Source organism: Acetobacter suratthaniensis (assembly GCF_017377745.1).
Classification (GTDB): domain Bacteria; phylum Pseudomonadota; class Alphaproteobacteria; order Acetobacterales; family Acetobacteraceae; genus Acetobacter; species Acetobacter suratthaniensis.
In genome coordinates, this window is record NZ_JAFVMG010000013.1 from 44,625 (window position 1) to 71,549 (window position 26,925).

A 26,925-nucleotide genomic window follows, 5' to 3' on the forward strand; every position below is an offset into this window, starting at 1 on the left:
TCAACTGGAGACCACCATGAAAGATCTTATCGGTTTCGTCGTTGTAACCGTTCTCTCGCTCCTTGGAATCGCCGGTGTCGTCACGGGCGCCAGGGCCGGCATCAACGCCTATAACGTCTATGAGGCCAGCTCCATCGAAGCCGAGATGAGCAGCAATATCCTGACCTACCTGAAGCTCAATGGCTCAACGAACGCATCAGGACTGAGCAACTCCGCCGCCATCAACGCCAACCTGGTGCCCGACAATCTTCCTGTCAGCGGCACAACGCTCAAAGGCCCATGGAACGGCTCAACCGTAACCCTGTCGAGCCTGTCCAGTGGCGGATTTCAGTCTACGTGGGCAGGCGTCGGAGCCGCTGGCTGCGCCAAATTCGCTGCATCACAACACCCCTCTGGCGGCCTGACCGTCAATGGCGTGCGTATCACCATTGCAGCCTCGAACGATAACAGCCTGGGCATTGCATCGGCCTGCAACGCCGCCAGCGGCAATACCGCAACCATTGTTTTCATGTATCCACTGTAAAGCCCCATGGGAGCATTACTCGCCTTTGTCATGCTCCTGATCATGGAGCTGACAGTCTCCACCTACCGCGATCTGGATGGCCTCATCACCATCCAGAAGCAGCCCCTGCAGATGGCGCTACCGCCTGACAATGCGTTCCTCGCGTTCAGGGCTGCGCTGTTCCGCTATGTCGAGACCCACCCGAATACATCGGGGAGTGTCCCACTGAGTGCGCTCGGCCTTGAAGCATCAGTCACGGCCGGCCTGAAAGACGCTGGCGACAGCATCAGCGTCAACGGCTCAATGCTGACCATCGAGAGCTGGGCCGCAATGTCGCAGGTCGACATCCTCAAGACCGTGACCCGCGCACAGGGCGACCTGAGCATCGGCTCGGCACAGGGAACGACATGGTCAACACCCCATAACGGCCCCATGGGCTCCCTCCCCGCAGCCGTGACGACAGGTCATGTCGTCTCACTGGTCACCATTAGTAAAGGATCACTGTAATGGGCGCGCTCTTCGGCGTGATCGTGAGCCTCGTGATCGGGGCGATGGCCATCCCGGTCATGAAACAGGCAATAAACGCCAACCTGAACGCAATCGTCCTCGCGGACGTAGCAAGTCAGTTCCAGACCGTTCTGACCGGTGGTCAGAAATATGTCGCTGCCAACAAGGACACCCTGACGGATACGCTGCGTGTGGGAGGCGCCTATCAGGAAATCCCGTTCGTGGCGCTCCTCAACACGGATTCACTGCCAGGCGGGTTCAGCCAGATCAACGCGGTGGGAGCGACATGGCATGTCTACGCCCAACAGCCCGCATCAGGCGCCATTCGCACCATGGTCACCGCCATGGGTGGCCGAACCTTATCCCAGAGCGACCTGGTTAAAATCGCAGGCCTCACCGGGGACCTCGGCGGCTACGTTCCCTATGATGGTATGTTGGGCAACCTCAGCTCTTCCGCCGCCCACGGCACGACATGGAACCTCTCCCTTGCAGGGCTGCCATCTCCGGGCCCCGGGCATCTGTTTGGCACCACCACAGTAGGGGACGCCGCCTCTCCCACCATCGACACCAATGATTTCCTGTACCGGGTCGGCGTTCCGGGCCACGACAATCTGAACACCATGGGTGTCACCCTGAACATGGGAGGCAACACCATCACCAACGCCAGCACCGTTAGCGCCGTGCAGGGCGTGTTCGCAAACACTGTGACAGTCACGTCCGGTGGCTGTGCGTTCAATGCGCCAGGAACGTGTCTGTATGGCGACGGCACCAATACGGGCGTGCGGACAAAAGGGAGTGTCTATTTTCAGCACATGGACGGCTCGGCTGCAGACATCAATGCTAACCACGCCACGACACAGGCTGTGATCACCGGTACTGACAACGGCACGGCGATCCTCAACGCTTCCTGCTCATCAAACGGAGCCATTGCCTCCAGCACCGATGGAACAGGTACGCATCTCGAGTGCATCTCAGGCACATGGACTTCCTTGGGAAGCGACACCCTCTCAACCACCGTCAGCGGTGCGGCGGATGAATACAACTCATGGACACTTATAAAAACCAGAGACCCAACCGTCCCGACGGGTGTGCGGAAGCGTCTGATGGGACAGACCCGACACGTTCTCCCCAGCGGCAACTCATACGACACGCACATCACCGTCGACTTTCCAGAGCCCTTTAACGCCATTTTCCCCGGTGGGTATGGCGTGTCGCAGGTCACGGACCCGATTGACAACGGTGGCCACGACAACATGCCGTGGGTCGCTGGCACGCCCTCCCTGAACAGCATCACCGTCATTTTCAATGAATTCACCTACTCGAATTCATCCGGGTGGATAAACTGGTGGGTCGAGGGGTACTGAGGCGATGACAGCACTCCCTCCCTGTGGGCAGATGGCCGCCACCTATTACCATGTCGCACCTGCGCAAATGGAAACCGTGATGGCGCACGCGAGTGACAGCAGCATCGGTCCCATGGGTATCCAGCCCGAATGGCTTCCGATCCTCACACGCGCAGGCTTTGACCCCGAGAAGGTCAGAACCGACGCGTGCATCAACATCGCGGCCGGCGCGTGGATCCTCGCATGGAGTGGCACCAGCACGACAGCGCATCGCGAGCCCCCAACCGCCGGTAAAACCCCGCTACCCCCACCGTCCCACCCGCTTCCGGCCGACCTCAAAACCTGCGCACTGGCCGCAGCCCGGCGCTACCATGTCCATGAACAGCTCTTCCTCGCCGTGCTGGCGACAGAGGGCGGCCGGGTTGGACAGATCGTCCGCAACCGCAATGGCAGCTACGACATGGGGCCAGCCCAGATCAATTCCATCCATCTGCCCGAACTGGCCAGACTGGGGATCAGCCGCGAACAGGTCATCAATGACGGCTGCCTCAACCTGCAGATCGGGGCATGGATCCTCGCCCGCGCACTCGATGGACAAAGCCCGTCCAACCCGGGCGAGTTCTGGCGTCGCGTGGGCAATTATAACTCCGCAACCCCCATCCCCAACGTCACCTATCAGGCCAAAGTCTGGCACCATCTGGTGGCCAACACGGCGTCACAACGGATGAGCGCACAATGAGGGAATGAACAACCCGTCATTCCCCAGAGGTCTCATGCTCCTCGCGCCCATTGCTCTTGCCGCCTGTCACCATCCCCCGCCCCCCCAGATCCCCTTCGGCCAGCAGATGGCCATCCTCGACGCGCAGGCCAACGCACTGGCTGCAACCCGCTATCCCGTGCGCCGCCCGGGCTCCGTACTGCCTGCCGAACTGGAACGCCCCGTCCGGTGGCACTGGTCGGGCACACTGCGCGACGGTCTGGGCGAGATCGCCAGCCAGATCGGCTATCACCTCATCATGGACGACACCGGCCCCGGCCCTGTTGTCGCCATCCGTGAGACCACGGCGACAGAGGCCAGCCTCATCGACGAACTCAGCCTCGCCGCAGGCCCCCGCTACCGTGTGGACATCGACGTGCCCACCCACGAGATCAGGGTGTCGCATCATGGCTAAATCCCCCGCCATCCTGTCATGCGGGCTGCTCGCACTGGTGCTGGCGACACCCTGCCTCGCCGCCTCCAACGGGCCTGTCGCCCTGCCCGTTCCCTCCAATCCAACCCTGTCGCCTGGGGCTGCAAGCCCCATCGACACACCCCTGACCGGGGCCACCGAGATCCCACGGATCAGCGATGCGACACGCCCACCCTCCATGGAAGCGCTCATGGCCGTGCGCCCCGGCTACTCGCCCCGACCCGATACCGGCGCAGACCATGACGATGCCGTGCGACACGCCGCATGGGCCTATGGCGCACAGGGCGGCCTTGCCGCGCGCTCCTACGCGCTGAACGACATGCTCGGCCGGTACGAGGCGACACTCGATCAGACCTTCGACTTCCGCCCCCTCGTCCTCCCCGCCGGCAGCGGTCAGACCCTTCTGCGTCCGCCTGTCGTCTCGGAGGCCCAGATGGCCATGGCCCTCGATCCATCCGGGCAGACAGCACGGGAGACACGCCGGATTTTCCGCGTCACCCGCGAAGCCCAGCTGGTCTCGGCTCCGCCCCAGTGGCGCACATGGCTGGTCCGCACCATCACCCTCCCCGAAACGCCTCCCGATGCGGTGCGCCCAAGAACCCGCCACGAGGTGGAAGTCTGGCGTGAAGGTGTGGCGCGCGGCTGGGCGGCCGGAGAGCGACAGGCCGTCGAAATCTTCCTCGACGATCTCGCCCGCCTTGAACGCGACCTGATCGGCATGGCCCGCTACCGCGTGCTGCTCAAGGCCGGCAAGGTCGAAGCGCCCGAAGTCGCCTTCTTCCAGCGCGACACCGATGGCGGCAAGGACGTGCTGCGCGAAGACGACACGGAAATCCGTATCCGCGCACAGCCCGGCCTCGATGCGAACCGCGCCCACTGGCATGTCGGGGAGGACGCACCATGACCAGCGCCAACAGCCTGCAACGCGACACCGGGCCCGGGCAGATCCTCTTCGTCATCGGGGCCTCCCTGTTCCTGCTCTGTGTCGCAGGCTTCCTCCTGTGGGAGGTAGCACACACACAGATCGTCATGGCCGTGCTGTTCGAGCAGCGCCTGATCCTGCTGGCCGCCTCCCTGTTCACCGACAGCTACGCCTCCCTGCTCGACAGGATGGCGCAGGCCGACCCCCATAAGGTGAGTGCTGCGACACTATGGCAGCTTCTGGGCCTCACAGGTTTCCTGACCCTCCTGCCGGTACTGATCCTGTTCGGCGTTATGGGTTTTTTCTGTGTGAAACGCGCCCCACGCGGCCTGTACCGCGCCCAGTTCGGCTATGATGGCATGAAGCATGCGCTCGCACAGATCCATCCTGTTGGACAGGCGTGGCTCGGCTACAACGCACAGCTGCGCGAACCCCCGCCGCCATCCGCACCCCTCAGGCCCATGGATCCGTTCCTCCAGCCAGACGAATGGCTCGCCCGCTATGGTGGCGACAAACCCGGCACCGAGGCCTACGCGCAGGCGGCCCGGAATGCGCTGGCCGCACAGCTCGGCACGCCCTGGACAGGCCCGCAGGCCCTCAGCCCTGTCGAACAGTGCCTGTTCATGGCCTTCACTCTTGTCTGCGCACGGCGCGGCGACGAGGCCGGGAACCTGCTCAACGCCCTGTCGCACTCCCTCTCCGGGCAATGGAAACAGGGCGAAATCACCGCCCCGCTCACCATCCCACCCCGGACGGTGGAAGAGTTTCGCAAAACCCTGTCCGCAGGCGACTGGCAGGTCGGCATCCAGATCGTCGGCCATCACGCCTGGTCGCGTACCGCGCTGATGACGCTCCTTCAGGTGGCCCGCCAGAAGGCGGGCGTCCTCAACGCCAGCCTGTTCGCCATGATCCAGCTCGTCGATCGCGACCTCTGGCTCATTCTCAGTGCCCTGCCCTACCCCATGCCCGGCCGCCCCATGCACGCGGTCATCACCACGGCCTGCACCGAAGCCGCCGGAGCACTGGAACACTGGCGGGCTGAGTGTCGCACGGGCCAGCCACTCCCCGAGCCGCATGTCAGCGCGACACTCGATACCCTGCTCAGCACCGACCGGAAGCCGTCATGACCACGCCTGATACACAGCTCGGAATCCTCTATCTTGCCGCCCGCAGCACCGCACCAGAACTGCGGAGCTGGGTGCTCAGAACCTACATGCTGCGCGACGGCCTGCTGGACAGCGCCATGGCGACCTCCCTCGCACAGCTCGACCAGGTTTACCGGTTCGATCTCTACTACGGCTACGACGTGGCCCACGCCCCCGACGCCCTGAGACAGCCCATCACCGCCTATGTCGCGGCTCTGCGACAGGGCTCCAGCGCCCTGCCGGGTGAAGCGCCGTCACACCACCTGTTCAAGGTCCATCACCGCATCGAGACCCTCATGCTGGGACCGATCCGCACCCCCCAGACACCTCCTGAAGGAAAAGACGCATGAACGACATCGTGGAGCGCCTGCGCGCCCTGCCCCCACACGCCAGTCTCAACACCATCCTGATCGGCTGTGTCGAAATGGGGGCATCCCGTATTCACATGCAGACGGACACGTCCCTCAAGATCCGTGTGCATGGCCGCAATTATACCGTGCCGGGCCTGCGCTGGACCGGCCGTGAAGTCTCCGAAGCCCTGAGGACGATGTATAAATCCGACACAGGCCCGTCACGGCTGAGCAAGGGTGAGGCCATCGACACCAGCTACATTATCTGGCCCGACCGCCGCAAACGACGCTACGGCTTTCGTGTGAACGCAGTCGCCACGACCATCGGCTCAAATGACGGGATCGGGATTGTGCTGCGCCCACTCCCCGAAAAACCGACCCCACTTGAAGAACAGCATGTCGAACAGCGCCTGCTCGAAGCACTGGACGGAGACACTGGCGGCTATCTGATCTGCGGCGTTACCGGCAGTGGCAAGACAACCCTGATGGGGGGCGTCACCCGCCAGCGCCTCGAAGATCCTGACTGCCATTGCGACATCGTCGAGGGGGCCGCCCCGCTGGAACTGTTTTACGACCTGATCGAACAGAACAACGCCAGTATTCAGCAAACGGAAATTCCCCGCCAGATGGCGACCTTCCCCGGCTTCATCCGGGCGGCCATGCGTGAGGAACCCACCGATATCAATGTGGGCGAGTGTCGCGATCCCGAAACCATGGAAGCGACCATTCAGGCGATTATCTCGGGTCACCGGACCATGACGTCCGTTCACACCAATGACCCGGCCGCGACAATCCGCCGTGTCGTCTCGCTGTGCCCGGCGTCCGATCGCGACAGTCTCGCCATCGCTCTGGTTGATAACCTCAAACTCATCGTCAACCAGCGTCTGCTCCGCTCAACCGATGGCAGACGCACCGCCATCCGCTCCTTCCTGCCCTTCAACCGCAGGATCCGCGAAGCCCTGCTCGACGCGCCACAGTCCCGCTGGCCCAACATGGTGCGCGGTTTCGTGGAAGAGCACGGCCAGACCTTCGAACAATCCATCAAGGACGTCCACGCCCAAGGCCGCATCAGCGACGAAATCGCAGACCGCGCCATGAAGGAACTGCACTGATGTGGCGTCACTCCTCAAGCCCCGTTTACTTCTTCGTCGTCGACTGCCGCTGCCTGCTGGGCATGGTGCTGTGGCTGGCCCACATGCGCCTATGGACCTTCATCACGGCCATCGTCGTCACCCTCCTGTTCGGGTTTCTGGCGTGGATGGGTCTCACCCTGCCTGTCGCATTCCGTATGGCGCGGGTACTTCTGATCGGCCCGCACCGGCCGCGCCTGCCCCGCTGGAAGCAAAGGGACTACGCATGATCCCCCTCGAACGGCTCATCGACGCCCTCGCCAGCCTGCTGGACAACGGACCGTATCGCATCGCCCTGAGTGCGACAGGTGAGGAGGCGTTCACACCACGGCGCCTGCTGGCCCCCGACTGCCTGCTCCCCGTCCTCATGCGGATGGCCGAGGAAACATGGAAAACCCGCGCCGGGCAAGTCAGTTTCGGGCTCGCGATCAGGCCGGACAGCAACGCCCTGTGCGGGCAGCGCCTGCACGCCGTGCATCACGCCCCCCTCTCTCTGATTATCCTGTGCACCGATCAGACCCTCCAGAAGGTCGCGGATGCACAGGGCACCATCCTGCTCGACGCCCTTGAGCGACACGCCAACACCCTGTGCGCCGTCCCGGCGTCACAACCCATGCCCGTATGATCACAGCCCCTCACAGGAGCACACCATGGACATTTTTCTCTCACCGGGCGACAGCCCCCTGACCATCACACCGGGTGATACGACGCTGCATATCCGCGTGTCGCCCTGCACGGATGCCGGCCACCAGAACCCGCCCCCGGCACTGCCTGTCATAGCGGCAGCCGCTGATGAGCGGGGAAGCGTCATTCCTGCCCGTCCGCGCTGGAGACGGACCGCCATGATGGGGCTGGGTGTTCTGGCCCTGCTCGGCGCTGGACTTTACTCACGTATGAGCAGCTCTCCCGCATCGTCGTCCACGCCCCCGCCTCCGCATCTGGCCCTGCTCGCCCCGCCAGAGTTCCCATCCCGGCCGGTTATGCGGCCGCCCGCACTGTCACGCCCCCAACCCGAAGCCGCCCCGGCACAACCCGGCCCCGGCCCCTCTCCCCTCAATCAGGCGTTCGGATTGCACTGACATGGCAAAGCTCAGACGCCGCATTGACGGCCCGCAGGATCATCACGAGCAAAGAGATGGCATCGCCTATCGTGATACCCGCACCCTCGGCACGCGCATTCTCGAAGCCCTCAGCACACCGCTTTCCGCCGCGCCATTCGTCGGGCTCGCGGGGCTGGCAATTGCCTGCCCCGCCCTGACAACCCTGCTTGTGCCGCCCGCCCTCGCCTATACGGCCTTCGTGCTAACCCGACCGGTCATCATGCCCCTGCGCCTGCCGGCCAATTCGAAGCGCAAGGACTACGGCAATCCGGTGCCAGACCCCAAACGGGTCGGAGTGGACAAGCCCGACAAGGCCCGGGGCGACTGGCTGCTCGGCTGGGATGAGGTTAGCGGGCAGCAGATCTGGGTATCAGGCAGCGATATGACCATGCACGGCCTACTGCCCGGCGCGACAGGCTCAGGCAAGACCCAGTTCATCTACAGCCTTCTCGCCAGTGCGCTGGCACAGGGAACCGGCTTCACCATCGTCGACGGCAAAGGCTCCAACAATCTCGTCTTCTCGCTCCACGCCCTACAGGAAAGCTGGGGGGCTTCCGCAAATATGCGGGTTCTCAACTTTCAGGTGGCGAGTGGCGACAAGAAGTCACACACATGGAACCCCTTCTCCACCGTCAACGCCGAAGGCATGGCCGAACTGCTCCAGACTCTGTTTCTGCCTAACGACAAAACTGCCGGCGGAAACCCGGAGTACTTCCGCAACCGTGCCAACGATCTGATGCGCGGCATATCGCCGATCTTTGTCTGGATGCGCGATCATCTGGGAATTCCCGCAACCACTGCCACCATGCGTGTCAATTTCTCGAACATTCAGGTACTGATCGATCTGGCTGGCGAACAGGACGACACCAACGCAAGCAGGCGGTTCCAGTATTACAACATGAGGGCACGCAAGATCGAAAGCATGCCTCTACCGGATGACTTTCCCGAAGAGTTGCTCAAGCCCGTTCGTGACTATATCGAGGACACGGGTGGATACAGCCGTGACGCAGGGGCCGTCAGCTCACAGGACAAGGTCCGTGAACAGCACAGCTATGTTGTAGGCGGTTTCGGCAAGACCTTCACCATGATGATGTCAACCTACGGGCACATCTTCAACTGCGACGTTCCTGACGTCGAACTGACCGATGTGATCTTCAACCGGCGCAATCTGATCGTGTTGCTGCCCTCTCTGGAAAACGATCCAGACACCAACGCCGCCATTGGCAGAACCTTCATCACGGCCCAGCGATACGCTCTGGCCGCGGCCCTCGGGGCGTCGATCGAGGGCAATTATATCGACCTCGTGAAATACCGTCCGTCTGCCGCACGCACGCCCTATCTGATGCTTTATGATGAGGGAAACCATTTTGTGACACGCGGCCTCGATACCATGATGGCACAGGGGCGTGAACTCAACATCTCGATCTGGTTGTCATTTCAGGAAGTGGGGTCGCTCTACGATACACTCGGGCGGGACCGAACGGTCCCCCTGCTGGGCAACCCTAAACTCAAGATATTCATGCAGCTCGAAGACCCCGGCCCCACCCGCGAATGGGTGGAACAGGCTGGCGGCACCATGCAGGTGGGTGTCCTGTCTGGCTACGAGAACACCGAGATCATCGGGGATTACACGACACAGGCGCGTGCCGACATCCGGGAAGTGAAACGCATCTCATGGAACGACATTCAGGCCCTCAGGCAGGGACAGGCCATCATCATGTTCCGGGGCAAGCGGCTCTATACCCGCCTGTTCTACGCCGGGGTCGAACCGAAGGGTACGAACCGGCTCTATGCCCCTCTGCCCGTCTCCCGCCGTAGCACCAGCCTGTCGGCCGCCAAAGCACTGTCCAACCCCGAGGATCAGGCCGTGGTCGATGCCCTCATCAAAGGCACCGATATCGTCAATCCCGAAAAGCTGCCCGCACTGCCCGGCCCTATGGGAGAGATTTACAACCGCATGGCGGTCGTTCTGCAAAATCCCGACAACACGCACGATAGGGAACTGCTTTTCGGAGATCCGCTGCCACCCAGCGACTATGTGCCGTTCCGCGCCCTGTTTCGGGATATGGCAGAACCCGTCACCAGGCCAGCCACGGCATCGGGTGGGCTCATCAATCCGCATATCGACCGCACGCTGTTCGAAACCATGGTCCGCTTTGAAATGCGGGCCGGTGCGACAGAGGCAGATGCCCGCAAAAGCGTTGCGTCTGCACTCAATCAGGTCGCCGTTTAGGCGGCATGATTAAGGACTATACTAAACCAGCCTGCATCTCGTAGCGCTCACTCTGTTGGGTGCTACGTTAACCGTCTGGCTACAGTGACTTTCTGGAGCCTAATAGCGAATTCGCGGAAATGTCACGGAAAACCATGAAACAACGCCAAACACATCTGTAGGTATTAAAAGAAGCGTGCCAACGATGGGGTGTGCGAAGGCAACAACAATTGCCATAGCACCAAAAAAAAGCATGCCTAAGCCAGTTACAATCGCCAGCATCGGGATCCCTGAATTGTACATGACAGTTTCCATTTTCGAATTGTTAATTGTGAGATATCTTTTTAATTATAATAAAGTAATAAAAAATAAAGAATGATGTTTTGCGTTAAAACATCCGTTGTTTTTGCGGTTTTATCGATGAAACAACGATAAAAAAGAACTTTGGAATGATTTTCATGTTGTTTTTATCGGATGAAAACCACAATAACTAGAATCTGGAAATTTTTTAATCACGAATATTTAATCTCGGGCTGCCTCACATAATCCGAATTGAAAGTTCTTGATACTCGCCCACCGGGCGTATATTCACAATGGATATACAAATATGGAGGATGCCATGCTGACCCGCACAACACTGTTCCTTTCGAACCGCTCTCAGGCCGTTCGTCTCCCCAAAGCTGTCGCCTTCGACAGCACCCTGAAAGACGTGGTGATCATCCCAGACGGTGCACGCAGAATTATCGCCCCGGCCGATGCCACGTGGGATGATTTTTTCACAGCACCTGGCACTGACCTGCCAGAGCGTATCCAGCCCGGCATGCAGGAGCGCGAAAGCTTCTGATGTTACGTTATCTGCTGGATACAAACTTCTGCATTCGTGTTCTACGTGACCGGCCTCAAGGTCTGCGTGAGCAGTTCAATAATCACGCTGAGGCACTCTGCATCTCAGATGTCGTATTATACGAACTGCTCTACGGTGCCGAGAAAGCCCAGAACCCGCCTAAAACCCGCCGTGAAGTCGAGCACTTTGCCGCGCGCCTGTGTGTCCTGCCATTCGATGACGCCGCAGCCGCGCACACCGCCGAGATCAGAGCCGATCTCGAACGGCGCGGCTGCACGATCGGTCCCTATGATCTGATGATCGCCGGCCACGCACGGAGCCGAGGCCTTATTGTCGTAACCGGGAACCTGCGCGAGTTTACCAGAGTGAACGGCCTGCGCTGTGAGGACTGGACGGCCGATTAGGGGGGGATTACGGAAGGTCTGCTTCTAGGCACGAGGATTGGGATGAAGACATTCCTACCAATTCCGTGGCAGTTCAAATCAAAGCATCAATCTATCTGGTCCACGCAGTGCAATGACGGCTTTTGTTTTAAGAATTTCTTTTAGTCAGATAATTGCCGAAGTGATCATTGGCACCTCCCTCGCACGGGGTTCGGGGTAGCCCTTTTAAGCAGACATAGAAGCTAAAGTCGCACAACACCCGCAAAATTGAAAAATTTTTGAGTATCTGGCAAAAGAAAAAATATTCATGGAATAATTAGAGTCAGATATGTTGATAGAATATATATTATTCAAGAACGGGCCTAAAGCTGAGACTCCCCCGCTGGAGCTTACTCCGGGGCGGATGACGGTGTTTGTCGGCCCTAATAACGGCGGAAAAAGTGCGGCTCTTCGCGACATCAATAACGAATTTTTCTTTAAGAAAACTCACGAACAGCATGTAATTTCGGAGGTAAAATTCGCAAATATTACAAGAGAATGCGCAGAGAAAAAACTTTCAAAATTCCGCATTCCCGAAGCCGGACAAACACCCGATCGGCAGATATTCATGCGTAGAAATATCGGCCGTCAGGAGGTCAATGAAAACTGGCTTCTCAATGATCTATTGAATCGGTTCAATCAGAACCCTCGCGATCCAAATTGCAATCAAGAATATATTTCTCAACATCTATTAAGTATGTTCGCGCTCAATTTAACTGGCGAGAGCCGCTTGGGACTTGTAAATAAATCTAAGGCACAAAAACTGACCGATCCTCCCCAGACGACGATTGCAGCTTTATTTCAAGACGATGCTCTTCGACATACCCTATCGAATATTATCTATGATTCCTTCCAGATGCATCTCGTGATTGATGCGACCGATATGGGCTCATTCGCATATGCATTGTCAGAAACGAGGCCTCCTGCAGAAATCGAGCGTTCTTTTACGGATGAGGCCATTGAATTTTTCCGGAATTCGCACTCCCTTTCCGCATCAAGTGATGGGACAAAGGCGTTTGTCGGCGTGCTGTCAGAGGTTATTGCAGGCGATGTGGAAGTCCTCATTATTGATGAGCCGGAAGCATTTCTACATCCCGGCCTCGCCTACACGCTGGGCAGGCAGATAGGGCTCAAAATCAGCGTAGACAAACAGCTTTTCGCTGCGACGCACAGTCCGCATTTTCTGATGGGCTGCTTGTCAGCGGGCCTAGCGACCGATGTTGTGCGCCTCACGCATCGGGCAGGAAAAGGAACGGCACAGCTACTGCCTGCGGCACGGCTGTCACAAATGATGAATGATCCTCTGCTACGTTCTGTGGGGGTAGTCTCAGCCTTATTTTATGAATCTGCTGTAGTTGTTGAGGCGGACGCCGATCGCGCATTCTATGAAGAAATCAACAATAGAATAAATCTATATTCGTCGCCAAGCATCCGCCATGCAATATTCCTCAATGCTCACAACAAGCAAACGGCCTCAGAAATCGTAGCGGAGCTACGCCAAGTCGGAGTACCGTCAGCTCTGGTGGTTGACATCGACTGGATCAAAGAAGACGGGCAGGTCTGCACCAAGTACTTCAATGCTGCTGGCATACCGGAAGGACTGCGACAGGGTCTCCGAAACACACGTCAAACCGTAAGATCATATCTTCACGCTGCCGACCCTGATTATAAAAGACGGGGGGGAATTGCCCTGCTGAGCGGCGATGAGCTTGCGACTGCGATAGCTTTTTTCAACCAGATGGAATCCTACGGCTTGTTTACGGTGCGCTCCGGAGAGCTTGAATCATGGCTCCCTCATTTGCAGTGTAACCGTAATAAGTCTGTCTGGTTGGGCGAAATGTTTACCGCTTTGGGATCGGACCCGTCCCTTGAATCGTACGTCAAACCGGGAGAGGATAATGTGTGGAAATTCTTACGCAACATAGCGGCTTGGGTTTCAAACACCGATAGACTGGGGATGGGAACCTTGAGTTGCTGAGCGGATGTACAATCCCTTTCCTGACCGGAAGTGTTGAAACCCTCACATCCGCCACGCCCGCTTCGAGGAAGCATGAGTCTGCGCTTCGACGTCCGCAACGAGGCGATTGCCGCCCGTCTACTCCGGCATCACTGAGCAGACGGGCAGTTCAGGGGAGGGAGAAGTGGAAGATATGATTCAGGAAAAGTTGACAGTATTAACAGATAGGCGGAGACTATTACTTATACAAATTTTGGTAAATTTGATTATGGTCAACAGAACTATTGAATAGTTTTTCTCAACTCGCTCATTCTATACACACGAACCTGGATCGGAATATTCCATTCGCTTATAATGGCTGAGAATTTGACTTCAATGCGAGAGGTATTGGCTTCTGCATCCCCGTCACAGACGATTGCTAGAATAAACAGTGTTCCACGCTTTGTAACGTCCGGCAGGGAATTATAGTAGGAAGTAAATGTTTCCTTAACGCGATCTATATTTCCTATAGAAGTAAATCCTTTCCTAGTATACTTCACTTCTACAATGACTTGGTTATTCCCGTCTTTTGCAACTGCATCAAACATAATACTTGGCATTGCTGCGGGGCTGACATTACGAGCGAACTGCGTCCTGCGCTTGGAAGCCAAACGGGTAATAACGAGATCTTCAGCAAGTGAAGCTTGAGCTGCTATCTGTCCGTATGAAGGTCTAGAGATGAAATCATGGTTATCACGTATGGGTTCAGAAGCTGTCCCATTTGTAGAAATTAAATCTGAAGGCTGCGCCGCCTCTTCCGTATTACGATCAGCTCCTGCTTCCTCATTAAGTTTTTGCGCACGTAATTGAGGCGAACCCGGCTTGAATGACGCAAAGAGATTCTCATCCTTAAAATCGGATGGAGCATATAGAACATAATTTTTATTATAAAGAACTATAAAAAAAGCAACAACAAGCAATAATGGAAAAACCATAATAAACCATACGTAGACTTGTTGCGTATCTTTTTCTAATAATGGAAGAACAGCTGTGCCACTAACCTCTGCAGTTCCTGCAAATATGGCAATAACAGTAAGCGGATTCTTTACATGAGCTATTTTTTCGGTCACACGAAACATGCCTTTCCGTCTTAATCTCGTTACAGCTGCCACTGCATAAAAAAAAATTCAATCCCACTTACACAGAATAAGATTTATTACGATGATGATCATATCTAATATGAGACAGTAAGCATTTTGAATGATTGTACGGAAGGCAACTCCAGCCTGAAAGTCGACGATATAGTTCAAATACGTCGCTGAAGAAGGCTCCATCAAGTTTGAGCGGTCTGCAACCGCCCAAGAAGTGATCCTGCTATTTGGCAACTGATGTGTCTGCCATCAATGCGAGATACGATGTCGTCGGTTATGTCCACTTCTTGGAAATTACCAATCTTGATTAAACGACCGACATGAAGGCGTCTGCGGACAGGCAGTTCAGGGGGGCGAGCAGAATGTCTGCTTTGGAACGCTCAAACGATGTTTTCTGCCACTCATTCAACCGTATGTGACGGCCGCTATGCGCCCATTTCTGATATTTGGTAAGTTCTGGCTATTCTTAATAACGGAACATTAACGGTCGGTCGATTATCAGATCAGGATGATTGGATAATTAAGTAATTTCGGCACAATTGTGTCGAAAACCAGAAGATGATGATAATCCACCGCTGACTGCCTTCTTTACCACCCCAAAAACCACTGATTGATGATAAATTGGCGAGAGAGGCTACAAGTCAAACGGTAAAGTAACGTATCTGGCACCCCATGCCCTCATCTGTCTGGCTGCAACCGTCATATTCAGGTTATGAATCCTGCTCTTAGAAATTTGCCATAGCAGCAATGCGAAACGTTCGGGGGGCACTTAATGTAAGATTGTTATAGCCGCCGGAGTTCCAGTAGCGCGCACCCGCGACGTTATCAACGTTCAGATAAAGGGTGATTTTCCCCTTCTCCGATGCTGGGTTCCGTATCGCGTAGCGAACTCCCACATCCAGCCTCGTCCATCCGGGAATACTCCGGCGGGGAGCAGGATTTTCAATATATTGAGAACTTGTATAGATAACGTCTGCCGTAACCGCGAGCTCCTTAACGAGCGGCAGGCTGTAATCCAACCCCATATTGAAATTCACGGGCGAAACATTAGGAGCACGTTGCCCATCGTAAAGACCACCCTGCGTTTTTTTTAAGACCGGATCAATTAACATCAATCCACCAACAGTACGAAGACCGTGGACGATCTCACCTGCGATATTGAGCTCCAGTCCACGATTGCGCTGTTGTCCGTTCAGCGACATGACATTGGAAGTCAAATTATAAACCGTACTTGGTTGAGTAATCTGAAACACATCAAATGTAACGATGAATTTTTTTATGTCTGCCTTAATTCCCACCTCATACTGGGTTGACTTATAGGGTGCAAAGACCTCCCCTGCATTGGCATAGGTTGAACCGACGGTGGTTCCCTGCTGAATCCCCTGTATCCAGTTGCCGTAGACCGAGACATTCTTGAGAGGCTTGAACACAGCCATAACTGCCGGACTGATGGCAGTTCTGTCATAACTGCTTGTGACTATTCCAGTGGTCGTATTGTAGTTCGTCGACTGCACTCGCTGCACTCTTAAACCAGCTGTGATCTGGATGCGCTTTTCAAGTGCGGAAAGTGTGTCGGCAAATGCCAGGCTGGATAGGGTCGAGCCCGATGCCTTGGGAAGGTGATGCGGCACCGAAAGAGTGGGGGCCGGGATGCTCGTTTCATTATAGATATTAACGACAGATCGAGAGGCCGCGTAAGCGTAGGACTGGTTTGTGGTCTGATCTAGCCTGTTGGCCGAAAACGCCAGAACCTGCCTGACAGGGCCAGTCTTCAGATCGGCCCGCATGCCGAGATCAGCCGTAATCGTCCTGTAGTCAGCCGTGTTCACGATCGGCAAGGAAGTGCTTCCGTTTCCCTGCCGATCACTCACCGTGATGGAGGCGGGATAGATTCCTTCAAAATGAGTCTGATGCACGCCGACACTGCCATAGGCGGTAACGTTACGGAAGAGGTCTGCCTCTCCCCTAAAGACACCAAAAATATCTTCGGTTTTTAGATAACTCCATGAATCGTCTATATTTCGTCTGACATGCGAAGCATCGGGAACAGGCACGCCGGATGCAAGAGCCAGATAGGGAATAACCCCCGTGATTTCGCGGTGCTGATAGCCGAAATCTGTCGCGAGACGAACGTGCCTAAGGCGTAGATCAACGCTTGCTGACGTAAGAGCGGTCTTCAGGGCGTTGTGCTCGATCGCCGTGGGACCGGAACGGATCACCCCATTAAGGCGAACCCCGAGCTGTTTTTGACGACCAAAACGGCGTCCGACATCGGCATGTCCGCCGAATTGCAGGTCAGATGTATAATCCGTGCCGACTTCCGTAATTGGCGTGTCATGCGCGCGTTTCGGCACGACATTAACGGCCCCGCCAATCGCTCCGTCAGGCGACATCCCATTCAGAAGTGCGCTTGGCCCTCGTAAAACCTCTACTCGTTCGGCGAGTTCGGACATTATGGAGGTGCTGGACAGCATACCGTACATCCCACCGTAGGACGTGCTGCCATTGCCGACATTGAATCCGCGGACCTGAAATTGTTCCTGACCAGCTGACCCCGTGCCCCACGAACCTCTGACCGAGGGATCATCCTTCAGCGCATCGCGGATGTTCCTGATCTGGCGGTCCTGAATGAATTTTGCCGTGTAGCTCGTTTGGTTGAAAGGGGTGTCCATCACGTCGTGGTTCCCGAGCATGCCGAGTTGACCACCACGCGCCACCTGTCCGCCCGGGTAGGTCGTCGACAGATTACCAAGGACAGCTGTCGACGGAGATCGCGCCTCAGACATTGTTCCGGCAACACGCACTGGACCAAGCATGATGGTCGCACTGTTGTTTGCCAAAGAGACGATGATCGTCCTGGCATCCTGAAGGCGCCAAGTGAGCCCACGACCTTCAAGAAGCTGCCCCATAACCTGGCTGAGCGTCAGCCTTCCTGAGAGTCCTGGTGTCTTTTTCCCCGCCACGGCAGCTGACGGAAAAAATATGTGCATACCGCTCTGATCGGCTGCTTGCGTAAGAGCGTGATCCAGATCTCCTGCGGCCAGATGAAACTCTATATTGTGCTCGGCCTGCGACTGCGCCGACGCCCTATCGAAGCCTACGACAGACAGCCCTGCTGTTGCCGTGAGCGCCAGATGACGAACCATACGCCGCGTCGCCTTTGTTACGACCATACTTTCCACCTCAAAATTGACGCCTTCTCAGAGCAGGTTGCAGCACTGAGTTAAGACTGCCTCTTAATTTCAAGGACGTTTTTGCAGCGCCGACTTGCAGTGGGTGAGCAGCAAAAAAGATGTCGACCAAGAAAAGCTGTTCGTGGTCAGTGAATCATAAGCAGATATGGAAGGCGCGTGATCCGCGCACCGGCGGAAGTTTCGAGCGCCGTGAGTAACGCCTCGTTATCATCGATATCAAAGACACCAGTGATTTTCATCTCTCGCAGTCTGTGACCGATGACCAGTATGCGGCTGTGGCGATAACGTCCGAGTTCCAAAGCGACGGTAACCAGAGCCTTCTGGTTGAAGATCAATTTGCCACGTGTCCAGGACGTCAAATCGGCCATATCCACGGGGACGGGCGCGCTAACAATGCCATCCCCATAACGGACAGACTCCCCGGCCTCGACCCGTTGCTCACCTTCACCATCACGAACGGCGACAGCACCCGTCTGTACAGAAACGTTTGTTGTCGCGCCATCCCGCTTTACCGCGTAGACGGTTCCAAGAGCTTCCGCCTCGCCATTGCCGGAACGAACCACAAAAGGACGCATCTGGTCTCTCACCACGTCAAAAAGTGCCTCTCCCGCATGGAGAATGACGCTGCGCTGCCTTTCCGTGAATTCTACCGATAATGAAGTGGCAGTATTCAGCCAGATGCTTGATCCATCTCCAAGCCGGATCTGCCGCCGTTCTCCCACGGCGGTATGATAGGTAGCTAGCAGGGCCGTTATGGACGACAGAAAAGCAGGCCCTGCGATCCAGGCGGTGATACCGGCGACAAGAGAAGCGCCTAAAGCCCGTCGTCCCAATCGCCGCGCCCGTTGCTGATAAGGAGGAGCCGCGAGAGCATCCCCCATGATCTGATAATCTCCTGCTGCCGTTGTGTTCCCGCTCTGCCCGAACAGAATTTCGGCTTCCCGAGCAGCCTCTTCATGCGCTGGCGAACGCTGGCGCCATTCCGCGTAAGCGTTACGATCCGTGTCTGAAGACCGCCCAGAATGCAGGACAACGAGCCACTCGATCGCTTCATCGCTCAGCGCAATATTCCGCGGTGTGCGGTGATGTATCCATCCGCGTCCAGCTTCAGCCATATAACTGGCTCTTCATCCGGGAGAGTGGCGCGTGCTCTATCGTTTCGCGCTTCACCACACTCATTTTATTACCCCTCATAACCAGGACGATGGCAACAGGAAAAATTTGCAGTCTCAACGAGAAGTTTTATTCTTCACCTTGCTTTATGTGATCACGGCAGTGTCGCATGGCTTGGACGATGTATTTCGCGACCATGCTTTCGCTGACGCCAAGGCGGGCCCCGATTTCGACATACGACAGCCCATCTACTCGCAGCATAAGAAATGCCAGACGGACTCTTACCGGGAGTTCCACCAACGCAGCATCCAAACGGGCCAACCGATCTCGATCAATAGCGTGCTGTTCCTGCGATGGCGTCTGATCGGAAATATTCTCGTCTGGCTCCTCATTTGCAAGCCAGGTCGCCCGTCTACCTGCCCGACGATGCATGTCCAATGCCAGATTTCCAGCGACCCGAAAAATGTAAGCCTTCTCATTCTCAACCACAACGTCCGCCGCCTTAGCTAGGCGCACATATGTGTCGTGAGCAAGATCGGCCGCGTCATTTATATCGCGGGTGCGATGAAAGAGAAAACGCAGCAAATCCTGATAGTGCCGCTCGAAGCTCTTTGTCAGGCGGCTCCTGCGCTCTGTCATTCTGATCACCGTCATGCACACCAAGTGCGTTCTTGCAGCCTTGATGGTCTGCAGTTAAGAAACGTTCTTACCTTTGTGTCATACTAGGTGGTTCGTCGCGCGGCAAGTACCCTTGTCGGACGTAAATAATCCGGCCACAACTGTCGAAATCTGTCGAAATTCCTTAATTAGGAGAATCCCGGCTTCCAAACCGCCAAACCCCACCAAAGTGTCTTTATTCAGGTTACAAGGAGTCCCTTAATTAGGTTAAAACAAGCACGGCTCCCGGCCGGACTTGTTTCATTACGATAATTCACTCCATGGCCACCTTGGCGGGAAAGCGGAATGTCCGCAATGGAATAGAACGAGGTGAACAGCGGACATAATGGCAGCCCTAGAGGAAAGACCAACCCCTTTCCTGGTCGGATGTCATCACTCTTCCAGCCGATGTTATCGGAAAATGCGATGTGAATAATGCCGCGTTATGTTCGAGAGCATAATTCAAAGCCCATTTGCGCGATATGATGGCTATCTGAGGATCTGCATCAAAAACGGCACTCCACTCCGGAATACACACCTGAATGGGGTGATGCATGACATCACCCGTGAAGAGCGCACGCTCCATACCTGATTTCAGCACAAGAGACGCGTGATGGGGCGTATGCCCAGGTGTGGGGTGAAAGGAAATTCCTTCAAGAACTTCGGATCCGTCTACGTCAATCTGATCCGCAAGATCCGCCGAGATAATCGGATCAACGCTATCAATGCGTGTCATGAAACTGGTTTTATTACGGGCACTATCATGAGCTGGATTGCTGAAAAAATCATATTCGGCTCTAGAAAAGACATATCGGGCATTCGGGAAGGTCGGAACCCAGATGCCATTTTGCAGGCGTGTGTTCCACCCGACATGATCGACATGCAGATGGGTGAGAAGAACAAAATCGATATCTTCTGGCCGGACGCCAGCGCGCATCAGATTTTCAAGCCACACGGTCTGCAAGTGATCGAAATACAGAGCAGCAGGTCGAGCCTTGCTATTCCCGGCCCCCGTATCCACAAGCATGTTCCGACCGCGATCCTTGATGAGCCAGCTATGAACGCTCAAAAGAGCTTTCGTTTCTGAAGCATCCAGCGTTTCAGACAGATCAGGATAGACCTGAAGTGCCGTTGCATCATCCCAGTCAGGAAGCAACTGTTCTGGAGTGAGTGCTGCCAGCGTCAGATCCTGTATTTTTAGTATGCGGGCATCTCCTACAGCATACCACTGAAGATCGTTCATAATCCCAAGGCTCTCTTTTCGTTTTTATTTCTTAAAAAACACAGCGCTGTCGTCATGAAGGGAAAAGAGATTTCAATTCTTGCGGGAGTTTGCCTGTTGCATGGTTTGACAGGCACCCGAATAGTGGGTCCCATTCTTCAATGCGCAGATCACAAATCAAACCTTCGGATGCAAAGGGATCACCGGCAATCATCGCGTCAATCTCTTGCCGATTGGCGCCTTTCATAATCAGAAAGCCGGAGCGCAATGAGGTCCCTTTCAACGGACCGGAGGCCAGCAGGCTGCCTTCCTGAATAAGGCGCCTGAGATACAACACGTGTGCTGCGACATGCTGTCCCCATCCCTCGCCGTCAGGGTGGTCCATGCGCACAAGATAAACAGGCATTTCGAAAGTCTCCACCAGAACTGGACTTGCCAATCACTCGAAGCTTTCAGCATATTCATCTTTTTCGCTGAATAAATTGTCGATATGATACATCAGTCACAACTGAGGATGATGAATGCTTGACCGGTTAACCAGCATGAAGATTTTTATCAAGGTCGTGGAATTAGGGTCCTTTGCTGCGGCCTCCCAGTATCTGACTTTGTCGCCGCAGATGGTCGCCAAGCATATAGAGGCTCTGGAGCATCACCTTGGTGCTCGCCTGTTGCATCGAACGACACGTCGGCAAAGTCTGACTGAAACAGGACGCCTCTATTGCGAGCAATGTCGGCTTGTTCTGCAGGCTGCTGAACGAGCTGACAGTCTGGCAGCCAATACGCTTGGCACACCCCGCGGCACATTATCTGTCAGTGTACCCGTCACTTTCGGGCGAACAGTATTCCTGCCATTTGTTCGTAATTTTCAAAAAAGATACCCAGAAATTCAAGTCCATTTGTCACTGACAGACCAACTGATTCACCCCACAATGGACGGTCATGAGGCTGTGATCCGAATTGGTGAACTTGAGACGGACCTTACAGTGGTCAGTCGTCCTTTGACGGCCTATCGTCGGGTCATCTGCGCAGCTCAAACCTATCTGGAAAAACACGGTTTTCCAGGGCAGCCCGAAGATCTGATGCGCCACGAGTGTCTCGTGTATGAAAATTCCGGCGGTCCTGTAACGACCTGGCACTTTTCTCAAGGCAGCGTTACGCGGCCAGTCACCGTCTCCGGGCGGATAATCAGTAATGATTCAAGTGTTCTGCATTCTGCAGCACTCGCTGGCGATGGCATTCTGCTGGGTTACGAGCAGGCCCTGCTTACAGATATTAAAAGCAAACGGCTTGTCCGGCTTATGCCGAGGTGGACAGTTCCGGACAGACCCATGCACCTGCTCTATAACGCAGGTCCTGTTATGACACCAAAGCTGCGGGTCTTTGTGACCGAGCTTCAAGAGGCTTTCCAGCCTTAAGCCTCTTTTCGACGGTAGGGTGCCTGCCTCCTAAGCTCAGTTGGCGATCAGTTTCTGTTCACCATCCCTGTTCAGTCGGAAGAACAAACAATTCTGCAACATCCATACGTACAGGTGATTTCAGAGCAAAAAGAATACTGTCTGCTATGTCCTCGCCTTCGAGAAAGGTCATGGACGCTGCAAGATCATCCATCTGTTTGCGGTAATCAGCATCTGTAATGTGGTCATAAAGCTCTGATTTTACGGCTCCCGGCTGAATGCAGGTAACGCGGATATTATGCTTTGGTCCGATCTCCATTCTGAGGCCGTCTGAAAACGCTGTTACCGCAGCCTTGGTGGCGCAGTAAACGGCGAGACCCGTAAAGACTTTCCGGCCTGCAATCGAGGACATGTTGAAAATATGGCCCGCATGCTGTGCGATCATCTGCGGAAGAACGGCTGCCGTTGCATTAAGAACACCAGATATATTGACGTCCACCATCTGCTGCCATTCGTCCACTTTCAGGCTGTCAACGCTGGATAGGGGCATCAGGCCCGCATTGTTGACCAGAACATCAATCCTTCCAAATTGGGCGATCAAGCTCTTTGCCGCTTCTTGACACGAGACAAGATCAGTAACGTCCGTCACCAGAGGAATGGCTCGACCGCCAGCCTTGGTAATTTCACTAACAAGCGTCTCCAGGCGATCATGACGACGTGCCGCCAGGCCAACTGTCATTCCTTCTGCTGCAAGTTGGCGCGCTGTTGCCGCACCAATGCCACTGGATGCTCCGGTCACCAGAGCAATTTTTCCTGCAATATTCACAATCTTCTCCACACGACGAGCCTTCAATCGGCCTTAATTGTCGAAGGAGGTGTAAATTATGCCAGAAGATATCTCGCATGGCTTCTTGCTGAAACTATTGTAATTTTGCGCTATAGATAGTCGCGCAAAGAATTGAGAGAGTGTAGCAGATGGTTTTGTCCTGCCTTCCTTCTCGGCGTGCTGCCAGTTTGACACTGGAGCAACGTCTCCCCGGGAAGAAAGTCGCGCAAAGTAAAGGGGATGTCTGGAAGGATGTTGACGTCCAGATATTCACTCGCCCGGTACAAAAAGACGAAATTCTTGTACCTGCCGTCGCAGAACCCCTGCTTGTTTGGGTTATCCGCGGAGAAGCAAATGTCGAAGAGCGTGAACTGGCAGGGACTTGGCAGCAGAGCAAGGCAAGAGCAGGAACATTTTACCTCACGCAGACGGACACACCCTATCTGATGCGTTGGCAGGGCAAGGAAGACACTTGTTTTGAGGTGTTGCATCTCTATCTTGGACTTGAGCTTGTCGATCGAGCTGCCATGTCATTAAATCTGAATTCATCCCGTATTCGAATGTGGGATGTTTCGGGCGGGGAAGATGCTTTCATATCAGGAATTTTGAGTGGTCTGATAGCTGAAATGCAATCTTCCGTTATTGCAAATCCCTTATTTGTAAATGGCCTTCTGGAAAGTCTGACAGTTCATCTTTTAAGACAGTATGCTGATACCAAGGCTAAGATAAAGCTACGATCCACTCTCTTGCCCACATGGAAACTGCGTAAAGTTCTTGATCATATGGAAGCACATCTGGCTGAACCATTTGATTTGGATTGTCTCGCTGCTTTGTGTGGCATGAGCCGTTTTCACTTCAGTCGCTCATTCCGTACAACCACGGGACAACCCCCCTCTGGTTGGTTCATGCAGCGCCGCGTCCAGAAAGCATCAAAAATGCTTCGTAAGACCAATCTTTCCATTATCGAGATTGCCTTGGAGATCGGATACAACAATCCAAGTCACTTTGCTCAGGTCTTCCGCAGAGTGACAGGTGTCAGTCCTCGTAATTATAGAAAACTGTAATCACTCTATGAATAAGGTTTCAGAAAAGACCTTGGTAAAAAAGTTCACCTAAATACAGTCCAATTCCGAAGACCGCATGAGCGCTGATACTGAGAAATAGTCCTTTTCCAGGATTGGGAGCCCTAAGCCCAAAAAAACCGCCGCCCAGAGCAGGTTTCATAAACAGAAAAGGGGCTAAAAGGGTAACAAGTCCGAAGAGCAAACCATTTAACAATGTGGGGACTGTCTTTGCTATAACCACCACAACACTGAGGTACAGTGCGGCATAAGCAGCACCAATCAGATAATGAAATGCCCAGCCAACAGGTGCTTCTCCTTTCAGAGAGGGTCTTTTTCCAATCATTGGGTCATAGATTCTGCCGTCGCGCCACCCTATGACCCAGCGCCCCGTGACGGGCCAGTTGGCTGCAGGAATTCCAGTCAATGGTTTCTGGGCTTGTTGCCAGATATCGGATACAGCAGTCGCCACGACGCCGACGGTCAGAATTTCGAGCAAATTCATACAGCATGTCCTCGAAGTAAGAGTGTTCGCACACACTTTCATGTCACTTTTCGAGTTTCATGATATACTCACGAAACCGCACTCTAGCAACACATGAAGTTACATGAGACAAGATAACAGATTATCCTGTGTGCTCCACGTACTCCTGCACATGGCAGAAGCAGGTGGCCCCATGACGTCAGAAGCCCTGGCTCGCGCCCTTAACACTAACCCCGTGGTTGTGCGACGTCTTATGGGCGGTCTGCGTGAGCATGGATATGTACACTCCGAAAAAGGACATGGCGGCGGGTGGACGCTTTCATGCCAGTTGGATCAGGTAACGCTGCGGGATATTTATGAGGCTCTTGATGCCCCAAGATTATTCGCCATAGGGAACCGGAGTGTGGAGACTGAGTGCCTTGTCGAAGAAGCCGTTAACCACGCCATGAGTGGCGTCCTGGCCGATGTTAAGGCCCAACTTCTCGCGCGTTTTGGCCAGATTACACTTGCAGCACTTCATGCTGACTTCCATCAGAGGCTAGCAGAACGGCATGCTCCGGCCACGCTCTGCAAGTAAACCAAGGGGCGAATGGCTAGCATTGATGCAGAGCTTGTGTCTCCCGGAATTCAGATGTCGCAAACAGTGAGTGGTTTAAGCTACATGACGTTGCTGGCGTTTTAGCCAGGTCATGACGTCGGTTACTTCAATGCCCTGTAAAGCGTTGAAAGTCTGTTTCTTGTCCCATGCCACGCCAGTATCGCGTGCGAACGCAAGACGATATTTCCGTATTCCGTCATCAGGGTGTGCGGCGACTTCTGCGCGTAGCCTATCCATATCCCACAGTTCCCGAATGACAGGGCGGCCAAGATAGTGCTCCATCTTTTCGGCGAGTTGAGCGTAGGAAAACGTATCCCCGGCAACGTAAACCACCTCATGCTTTCGGGGCGTCTTTCCACTGAAGACCGTTGCGGATCACATAAACTATCCCGCTCAGAACACGCCGGTCATCCACGCATGGCACTCTATGCGCCAGAGAAAAAAACGGCTCAATCCGTTCCATCTGGCTCTCAGACAGCAAAGACATGTCACTCACAGCATCACCGCCGTCGGTAAGCCAGTGAATCACAACGTCTCGCTCAATTCAATGAATTAACAGGTCCTGAGCCTAAGGCTGGCACGCCCGCCCAAGCGATATAAACCCTCGTATCGCGCTTGAGTGCACCGCGTTAGGCTTGCACCGGTGGTGCGGGGCCTTCGTCGACTGGCGCAGCAAAGCACCCAGCAAGTGCGGGGCTACGACTGCCCCAGTCCTCCGGCGGTACTCGCCAGAATCTCGGCCAGGGAACATGGCGTGCCTCCGGTCAAACGCACAATGTCACCGCTGACGATGTCGTAGGCGCCACGTGCCTGCCGCGTCTTCATCGATACCACGGCATCGGCAACAAACTCAGGCAGACCCGTTTTGAGCAACCCGGCTCGCAATACCTCGGGGGGCATCACGTTCAAGGCAAACGGCCGATGAATGTGCTGCGCGACCAGCCTGCACACCGCTTTACCGCGCAGGGTTTCAGGGCCTGTCAGCTGATATATGGCGCCCTCGTGGCCCTCGCTGGTCAATGCGGCGGCGGCAGCTTTGGCCACGTCGCCGCGCGAAACGAAACTGACGCGGCTATCATCAAGCGCCGCAAGCCCGCCTGCCGTTAAAGACATCCGCACCTCTTCGACCAGCGTCTCGGAAAAATAGCTCATACGCAGTATCGTCCATGCGGGGATCGCGCTCTTAATCAACGCCTGCTCACTGTGCCAATACGCCGCGCCAACGGCGGACTCCCCCTCACGCTGCGTCCCGGTTGCCGACAACAGGAAGACGTGACCGACCTGGGCCTGTGCAGCGGCATCCACGGCTGCCAACATCTGGCGCGAACGAATCCCCGGCCGCAGATCAGCCCCTGGAATCAACAGCAGGCGATCCAAGCCCTGATAGGCCGCCACCAATGTCTCGGATTGGTTGTAGTCGCCCAAGCGACCTGAGTAGGTTCGATCGGTCTTGGGGGTGCGCGAAATCGCCACCATATTTTCGGCCGCAACCGTTTCCGCCAACGCCTGAACAACTGCGTTACCGAGCTGACCGCTGGCACCGCTCACACCTATTTTCATCATCAGATTCCATGGTTATTTATGGTTCTTTAGGTTAAATTTGTTCCTAGTGGCTAACAAGT

At 55.3% G+C, this 26,925-nt stretch carries 30 protein-coding genes and 1 pseudogene; 19 read left to right on the forward strand and 12 right to left on the reverse strand.

Annotated elements, in window-relative coordinates; translation table 11 throughout:
• Positions 1-16: 16 nt before the first annotated feature.
• Genes J2D75_RS11265 through J2D75_RS11325 form a run of 13 tightly spaced genes read left to right on the forward strand, consistent with a single transcriptional unit; the run spans position 17 to position 10,422 of the window.
• The gene (locus tag J2D75_RS11265) at positions 17-523 is read left to right on the forward strand and encodes a type 4 pilus major pilin (RefSeq protein WP_207854924.1); all 507 of its coding nucleotides are present in this window, start codon (positions 17-19) and stop codon (positions 521-523) included.
• 6 nt (positions 524-529) lie between these two features.
• Entirely contained in the window at positions 530-1,009 is a 480-nt protein-coding gene (gene pilM / locus J2D75_RS11270; RefSeq protein ID WP_207854925.1) for a type IV pilus biogenesis protein PilM, read from the forward strand.
• Positions 1,009-2,373 carry a shufflon system plasmid conjugative transfer pilus tip adhesin PilV gene (gene pilV, locus J2D75_RS11275; RefSeq protein ID WP_207854926.1) on the forward strand — a complete coding sequence of 455 codons (1,365 nt, stop codon included), beginning with the start codon at positions 1,009-1,011 and terminating at the stop codon, positions 2,371-2,373. Before pilM ends, pilV begins: the two co-directional genes overlap by 1 nt.
• Before the next feature lie 4 nt (positions 2,374-2,377).
• A complete protein-coding gene (locus J2D75_RS11280; RefSeq protein ID WP_207854927.1) occupies positions 2,378-3,091 on the forward strand; it encodes a transglycosylase SLT domain-containing protein in 714 nt (237 codons plus the stop codon).
• 34 nt (positions 3,092-3,125) lie between these two features.
• On the forward strand, positions 3,126-3,524 hold the full coding sequence (locus J2D75_RS11285; RefSeq protein ID WP_207854928.1) for a DotD/TraH family lipoprotein: 399 nt from the start codon (positions 3,126-3,128) through the stop codon (positions 3,522-3,524).
• Positions 3,517-4,446, forward strand: a complete 930-nt coding sequence (locus J2D75_RS11290) for a type IV secretion system DotC family protein (protein ID WP_207854929.1) — start codon at positions 3,517-3,519, stop codon at positions 4,444-4,446. Before J2D75_RS11285 ends, J2D75_RS11290 begins: the two co-directional genes overlap by 8 nt.
• The gene (locus J2D75_RS11295; RefSeq protein WP_207854930.1) at positions 4,443-5,591 is read left to right on the forward strand and encodes a secretion/conjugation apparatus DotM-related subunit; all 1,149 of its coding nucleotides are present in this window, start codon (positions 4,443-4,445) and stop codon (positions 5,589-5,591) included. The genes J2D75_RS11290 and J2D75_RS11295 overlap by 4 nt, the downstream gene beginning before the upstream one ends.
• Positions 5,588-5,959 (forward strand): hypothetical protein, encoded by a 372-nt coding sequence (locus tag J2D75_RS11300; RefSeq protein ID WP_207854931.1) that lies wholly within the window; start codon positions 5,588-5,590, stop codon positions 5,957-5,959. The genes J2D75_RS11295 and J2D75_RS11300 overlap by 4 nt, the downstream gene beginning before the upstream one ends.
• On the forward strand, positions 5,956-7,071 hold the full coding sequence (locus J2D75_RS11305) for a type IV pilus twitching motility protein PilT (protein ID WP_207854932.1): 1,116 nt from the start codon (positions 5,956-5,958) through the stop codon (positions 7,069-7,071). The genes J2D75_RS11300 and J2D75_RS11305 overlap by 4 nt, the downstream gene beginning before the upstream one ends.
• Positions 7,071-7,319 carry an IcmT/TraK family protein gene (gene icmT, locus J2D75_RS11310; protein ID WP_025860496.1) on the forward strand — a complete coding sequence of 83 codons (249 nt, stop codon included), beginning with the start codon at positions 7,071-7,073 and terminating at the stop codon, positions 7,317-7,319. The genes J2D75_RS11305 and icmT overlap by 1 nt, the downstream gene beginning before the upstream one ends.
• Positions 7,316-7,714, forward strand: coding sequence for a hypothetical protein (locus tag J2D75_RS11315; protein ID WP_207854933.1), 399 nt, complete (start codon positions 7,316-7,318; stop codon positions 7,712-7,714). The genes icmT and J2D75_RS11315 overlap by 4 nt, the downstream gene beginning before the upstream one ends.
• A gap of 25 nt (positions 7,715-7,739) precedes the next feature.
• The gene (locus J2D75_RS11320; protein ID WP_207854934.1) at positions 7,740-8,168 is read left to right on the forward strand and encodes a hypothetical protein; all 429 of its coding nucleotides are present in this window, start codon (positions 7,740-7,742) and stop codon (positions 8,166-8,168) included.
• 1 nt (position 8,169) lies between these two features.
• On the forward strand, positions 8,170-10,422 hold the full coding sequence (locus J2D75_RS11325; protein WP_207854935.1) for a type IV secretory system conjugative DNA transfer family protein: 2,253 nt from the start codon (positions 8,170-8,172) through the stop codon (positions 10,420-10,422).
• Between the two features lie 99 nt (positions 10,423-10,521).
• Here the strand turns inward: J2D75_RS11325 and J2D75_RS11330 are convergent, their stop codons facing one another.
• Positions 10,522-10,683: a hypothetical protein gene (locus J2D75_RS11330; protein ID WP_159101602.1), complete on the reverse strand. Its 162-nt coding sequence runs from the start codon at positions 10,681-10,683 to the stop codon at positions 10,522-10,524.
• Between the two features lie 337 nt (positions 10,684-11,020).
• On the opposite strand from J2D75_RS11330, the gene vapB reads away from it, so the two are divergent.
• The 3 genes from vapB to J2D75_RS11345 all read left to right on the forward strand — a co-directional run bounded on the left by vapB (position 11,021) and on the right by J2D75_RS11345 (position 13,645).
• Positions 11,021-11,245, forward strand: coding sequence for a type II toxin-antitoxin system VapB family antitoxin (gene vapB / locus J2D75_RS11335; RefSeq protein ID WP_025860493.1), 225 nt, complete (start codon positions 11,021-11,023; stop codon positions 11,243-11,245).
• A complete protein-coding gene (gene vapC, locus J2D75_RS11340) occupies positions 11,245-11,649 on the forward strand; it encodes a type II toxin-antitoxin system tRNA(fMet)-specific endonuclease VapC (protein WP_025860492.1) in 405 nt (134 codons plus the stop codon). The genes vapB and vapC overlap by 1 nt, the downstream gene beginning before the upstream one ends.
• A 307-nt stretch (positions 11,650-11,956) precedes the next feature.
• Positions 11,957-13,645, forward strand: a complete 1,689-nt coding sequence (locus J2D75_RS11345) for an AAA family ATPase (RefSeq protein ID WP_207854936.1) — start codon at positions 11,957-11,959, stop codon at positions 13,643-13,645.
• Positions 13,646-13,905: 260 nt separating this feature from the next.
• Here the strand turns inward: J2D75_RS11345 and J2D75_RS11350 are convergent, their stop codons facing one another.
• From J2D75_RS11350 to J2D75_RS11375, 6 genes are all read right to left on the reverse strand, one after another.
• On the reverse strand, positions 13,906-14,733 hold the full coding sequence (locus J2D75_RS11350) for a hypothetical protein (RefSeq protein WP_207854937.1): 828 nt from the start codon (positions 14,731-14,733) through the stop codon (positions 13,906-13,908).
• Positions 14,734-15,479: 746 nt separating this feature from the next.
• Complete coding sequence (locus J2D75_RS11355; protein WP_243428711.1) at positions 15,480-17,900, reverse strand: TonB-dependent receptor; 2,421 nt, start codon at positions 17,898-17,900, stop codon at positions 15,480-15,482.
• A 173-nt stretch (positions 17,901-18,073) separates the two neighbouring features.
• Positions 18,074-19,063, reverse strand: a complete 990-nt coding sequence (locus J2D75_RS11360) for a FecR family protein (RefSeq protein WP_207854939.1) — start codon at positions 19,061-19,063, stop codon at positions 18,074-18,076.
• A gap of 127 nt (positions 19,064-19,190) precedes the next feature.
• Positions 19,191-19,715, reverse strand: a complete 525-nt coding sequence (locus tag J2D75_RS11365) for a sigma-70 family RNA polymerase sigma factor (RefSeq protein ID WP_207854940.1) — start codon at positions 19,713-19,715, stop codon at positions 19,191-19,193.
• Positions 19,716-20,073: 358 nt separating this feature from the next.
• On the reverse strand, positions 20,074-20,961 hold the full coding sequence (locus J2D75_RS11370) for an MBL fold metallo-hydrolase (protein ID WP_025860482.1): 888 nt from the start codon (positions 20,959-20,961) through the stop codon (positions 20,074-20,076).
• A gap of 52 nt (positions 20,962-21,013) precedes the next feature.
• Entirely contained in the window at positions 21,014-21,346 is a 333-nt protein-coding gene (locus tag J2D75_RS11375) for a YciI family protein (protein ID WP_025860481.1), read from the reverse strand.
• 115 nt (positions 21,347-21,461) lie between these two features.
• Between J2D75_RS11375 and J2D75_RS11380 the strand changes: the two genes are divergently transcribed.
• Positions 21,462-22,355: a LysR family transcriptional regulator gene (locus J2D75_RS11380; protein WP_207854941.1), complete on the forward strand. Its 894-nt coding sequence runs from the start codon at positions 21,462-21,464 to the stop codon at positions 22,353-22,355.
• A gap of 58 nt (positions 22,356-22,413) precedes the next feature.
• On the opposite strand, the gene J2D75_RS11385 is transcribed toward J2D75_RS11380, so the two are convergent.
• Positions 22,414-23,172: an SDR family NAD(P)-dependent oxidoreductase gene (locus J2D75_RS11385; RefSeq protein WP_207854942.1), complete on the reverse strand. Its 759-nt coding sequence runs from the start codon at positions 23,170-23,172 to the stop codon at positions 22,414-22,416.
• A 137-nt stretch (positions 23,173-23,309) separates the two neighbouring features.
• Here J2D75_RS11385 and J2D75_RS11390 point away from each other — a divergent pair, with 137 nt between their 5' ends.
• Entirely contained in the window at positions 23,310-24,224 is a 915-nt protein-coding gene (locus J2D75_RS11390) for a helix-turn-helix domain-containing protein (protein WP_025860478.1), read from the forward strand.
• A gap of 19 nt (positions 24,225-24,243) precedes the next feature.
• Here the strand turns inward: J2D75_RS11390 and J2D75_RS11395 are convergent, their stop codons facing one another.
• Positions 24,244-24,726: a DUF2938 family protein gene (locus J2D75_RS11395; RefSeq protein WP_207854943.1), complete on the reverse strand. Its 483-nt coding sequence runs from the start codon at positions 24,724-24,726 to the stop codon at positions 24,244-24,246.
• 103 nt (positions 24,727-24,829) lie between these two features.
• On the opposite strand from J2D75_RS11395, the gene J2D75_RS11400 reads away from it, so the two are divergent.
• The gene (locus tag J2D75_RS11400) at positions 24,830-25,282 is read left to right on the forward strand and encodes an Rrf2 family transcriptional regulator (protein ID WP_081773500.1); all 453 of its coding nucleotides are present in this window, start codon (positions 24,830-24,832) and stop codon (positions 25,280-25,282) included.
• A gap of 75 nt (positions 25,283-25,357) precedes the next feature.
• On the opposite strand, the gene J2D75_RS11405 is transcribed toward J2D75_RS11400, so the two are convergent.
• From J2D75_RS11405 to J2D75_RS11415, 3 genes and pseudogenes are all read right to left on the reverse strand, one after another.
• Complete coding sequence (locus J2D75_RS11405) at positions 25,358-25,636, reverse strand: Rossmann-fold NAD(P)-binding domain-containing protein (RefSeq protein ID WP_051543035.1); 279 nt, start codon at positions 25,634-25,636, stop codon at positions 25,358-25,360.
• A 7-nt stretch (positions 25,637-25,643) separates the two neighbouring features.
• Positions 25,644-25,799 (reverse strand): annotated as a pseudogene (locus tag J2D75_RS11410) (transposase); the annotation flags it as partial.
• A 200-nt stretch (positions 25,800-25,999) separates the two neighbouring features.
• Entirely contained in the window at positions 26,000-26,866 is an 867-nt protein-coding gene (locus J2D75_RS11415) for an NAD(P)H-binding protein (protein ID WP_035370634.1), read from the reverse strand.
• Between the last annotated feature and the right edge of the window lie 59 nt (positions 26,867-26,925).

Coding starts and splice junctions, on each gene's coding strand:
- J2D75_RS11265 (WP_207854924.1), top strand. CDS start 17: ATGAAAGATCTTATCGGTTTCGTCGTTGTAACCGTTCTCTCGCTCCTT.
- pilM (WP_207854925.1), top strand. CDS start 530: ATGGGAGCATTACTCGCCTTTGTCATGCTCCTGATCATGGAGCTGACA.
- pilV (WP_207854926.1), top strand. CDS start 1,009: ATGGGCGCGCTCTTCGGCGTGATCGTGAGCCTCGTGATCGGGGCGATG.
- J2D75_RS11280 (WP_207854927.1), top strand. CDS start 2,378: ATGACAGCACTCCCTCCCTGTGGGCAGATGGCCGCCACCTATTACCAT.
- J2D75_RS11285 (WP_207854928.1), top strand. CDS start 3,126: ATGCTCCTCGCGCCCATTGCTCTTGCCGCCTGTCACCATCCCCCGCCC.
- J2D75_RS11290 (WP_207854929.1), top strand. CDS start 3,517: ATGGCTAAATCCCCCGCCATCCTGTCATGCGGGCTGCTCGCACTGGTG.
- J2D75_RS11295 (WP_207854930.1), top strand. CDS start 4,443: ATGACCAGCGCCAACAGCCTGCAACGCGACACCGGGCCCGGGCAGATC.
- J2D75_RS11300 (WP_207854931.1), top strand. CDS start 5,588: ATGACCACGCCTGATACACAGCTCGGAATCCTCTATCTTGCCGCCCGC.
- J2D75_RS11305 (WP_207854932.1), top strand. CDS start 5,956: ATGAACGACATCGTGGAGCGCCTGCGCGCCCTGCCCCCACACGCCAGT.
- icmT (WP_025860496.1), top strand. CDS start 7,071: ATGTGGCGTCACTCCTCAAGCCCCGTTTACTTCTTCGTCGTCGACTGC.
- J2D75_RS11315 (WP_207854933.1), top strand. CDS start 7,316: ATGATCCCCCTCGAACGGCTCATCGACGCCCTCGCCAGCCTGCTGGAC.
- J2D75_RS11320 (WP_207854934.1), top strand. CDS start 7,740: ATGGACATTTTTCTCTCACCGGGCGACAGCCCCCTGACCATCACACCG.
- J2D75_RS11325 (WP_207854935.1), top strand. CDS start 8,170: ATGGCAAAGCTCAGACGCCGCATTGACGGCCCGCAGGATCATCACGAG.
- J2D75_RS11330 (WP_159101602.1), bottom strand. CDS start 10,683: ATGCTGGCGATTGTAACTGGCTTAGGCATGCTTTTTTTTGGTGCTATG.
- vapB (WP_025860493.1), top strand. CDS start 11,021: ATGCTGACCCGCACAACACTGTTCCTTTCGAACCGCTCTCAGGCCGTT.
- vapC (WP_025860492.1), top strand. CDS start 11,245: ATGTTACGTTATCTGCTGGATACAAACTTCTGCATTCGTGTTCTACGT.
- J2D75_RS11345 (WP_207854936.1), top strand. CDS start 11,957: ATGTTGATAGAATATATATTATTCAAGAACGGGCCTAAAGCTGAGACT.
- J2D75_RS11355 (WP_243428711.1), bottom strand. CDS start 17,900: ATGGTTCGTCATCTGGCGCTCACGGCAACAGCAGGGCTGTCTGTCGTA.
- J2D75_RS11360 (WP_207854939.1), bottom strand. CDS start 19,063: ATGGCTGAAGCTGGACGCGGATGGATACATCACCGCACACCGCGGAAT.
- J2D75_RS11365 (WP_207854940.1), bottom strand. CDS start 19,715: ATGACGGTGATCAGAATGACAGAGCGCAGGAGCCGCCTGACAAAGAGC.
- J2D75_RS11370 (WP_025860482.1), bottom strand. CDS start 20,961: ATGAACGATCTTCAGTGGTATGCTGTAGGAGATGCCCGCATACTAAAA.
- J2D75_RS11375 (WP_025860481.1), bottom strand. CDS start 21,346: ATGCCTGTTTATCTTGTGCGCATGGACCACCCTGACGGCGAGGGATGG.
- J2D75_RS11380 (WP_207854941.1), top strand. CDS start 21,462: ATGCTTGACCGGTTAACCAGCATGAAGATTTTTATCAAGGTCGTGGAA.
- J2D75_RS11390 (WP_025860478.1), top strand. CDS start 23,310: ATGGTTTTGTCCTGCCTTCCTTCTCGGCGTGCTGCCAGTTTGACACTG.
- J2D75_RS11395 (WP_207854943.1), bottom strand. CDS start 24,726: ATGAATTTGCTCGAAATTCTGACCGTCGGCGTCGTGGCGACTGCTGTA.
- J2D75_RS11400 (WP_081773500.1), top strand. CDS start 24,830: ATGAGACAAGATAACAGATTATCCTGTGTGCTCCACGTACTCCTGCAC.
- J2D75_RS11415 (WP_035370634.1), bottom strand. CDS start 26,866: ATGATGAAAATAGGTGTGAGCGGTGCCAGCGGTCAGCTCGGTAACGCA.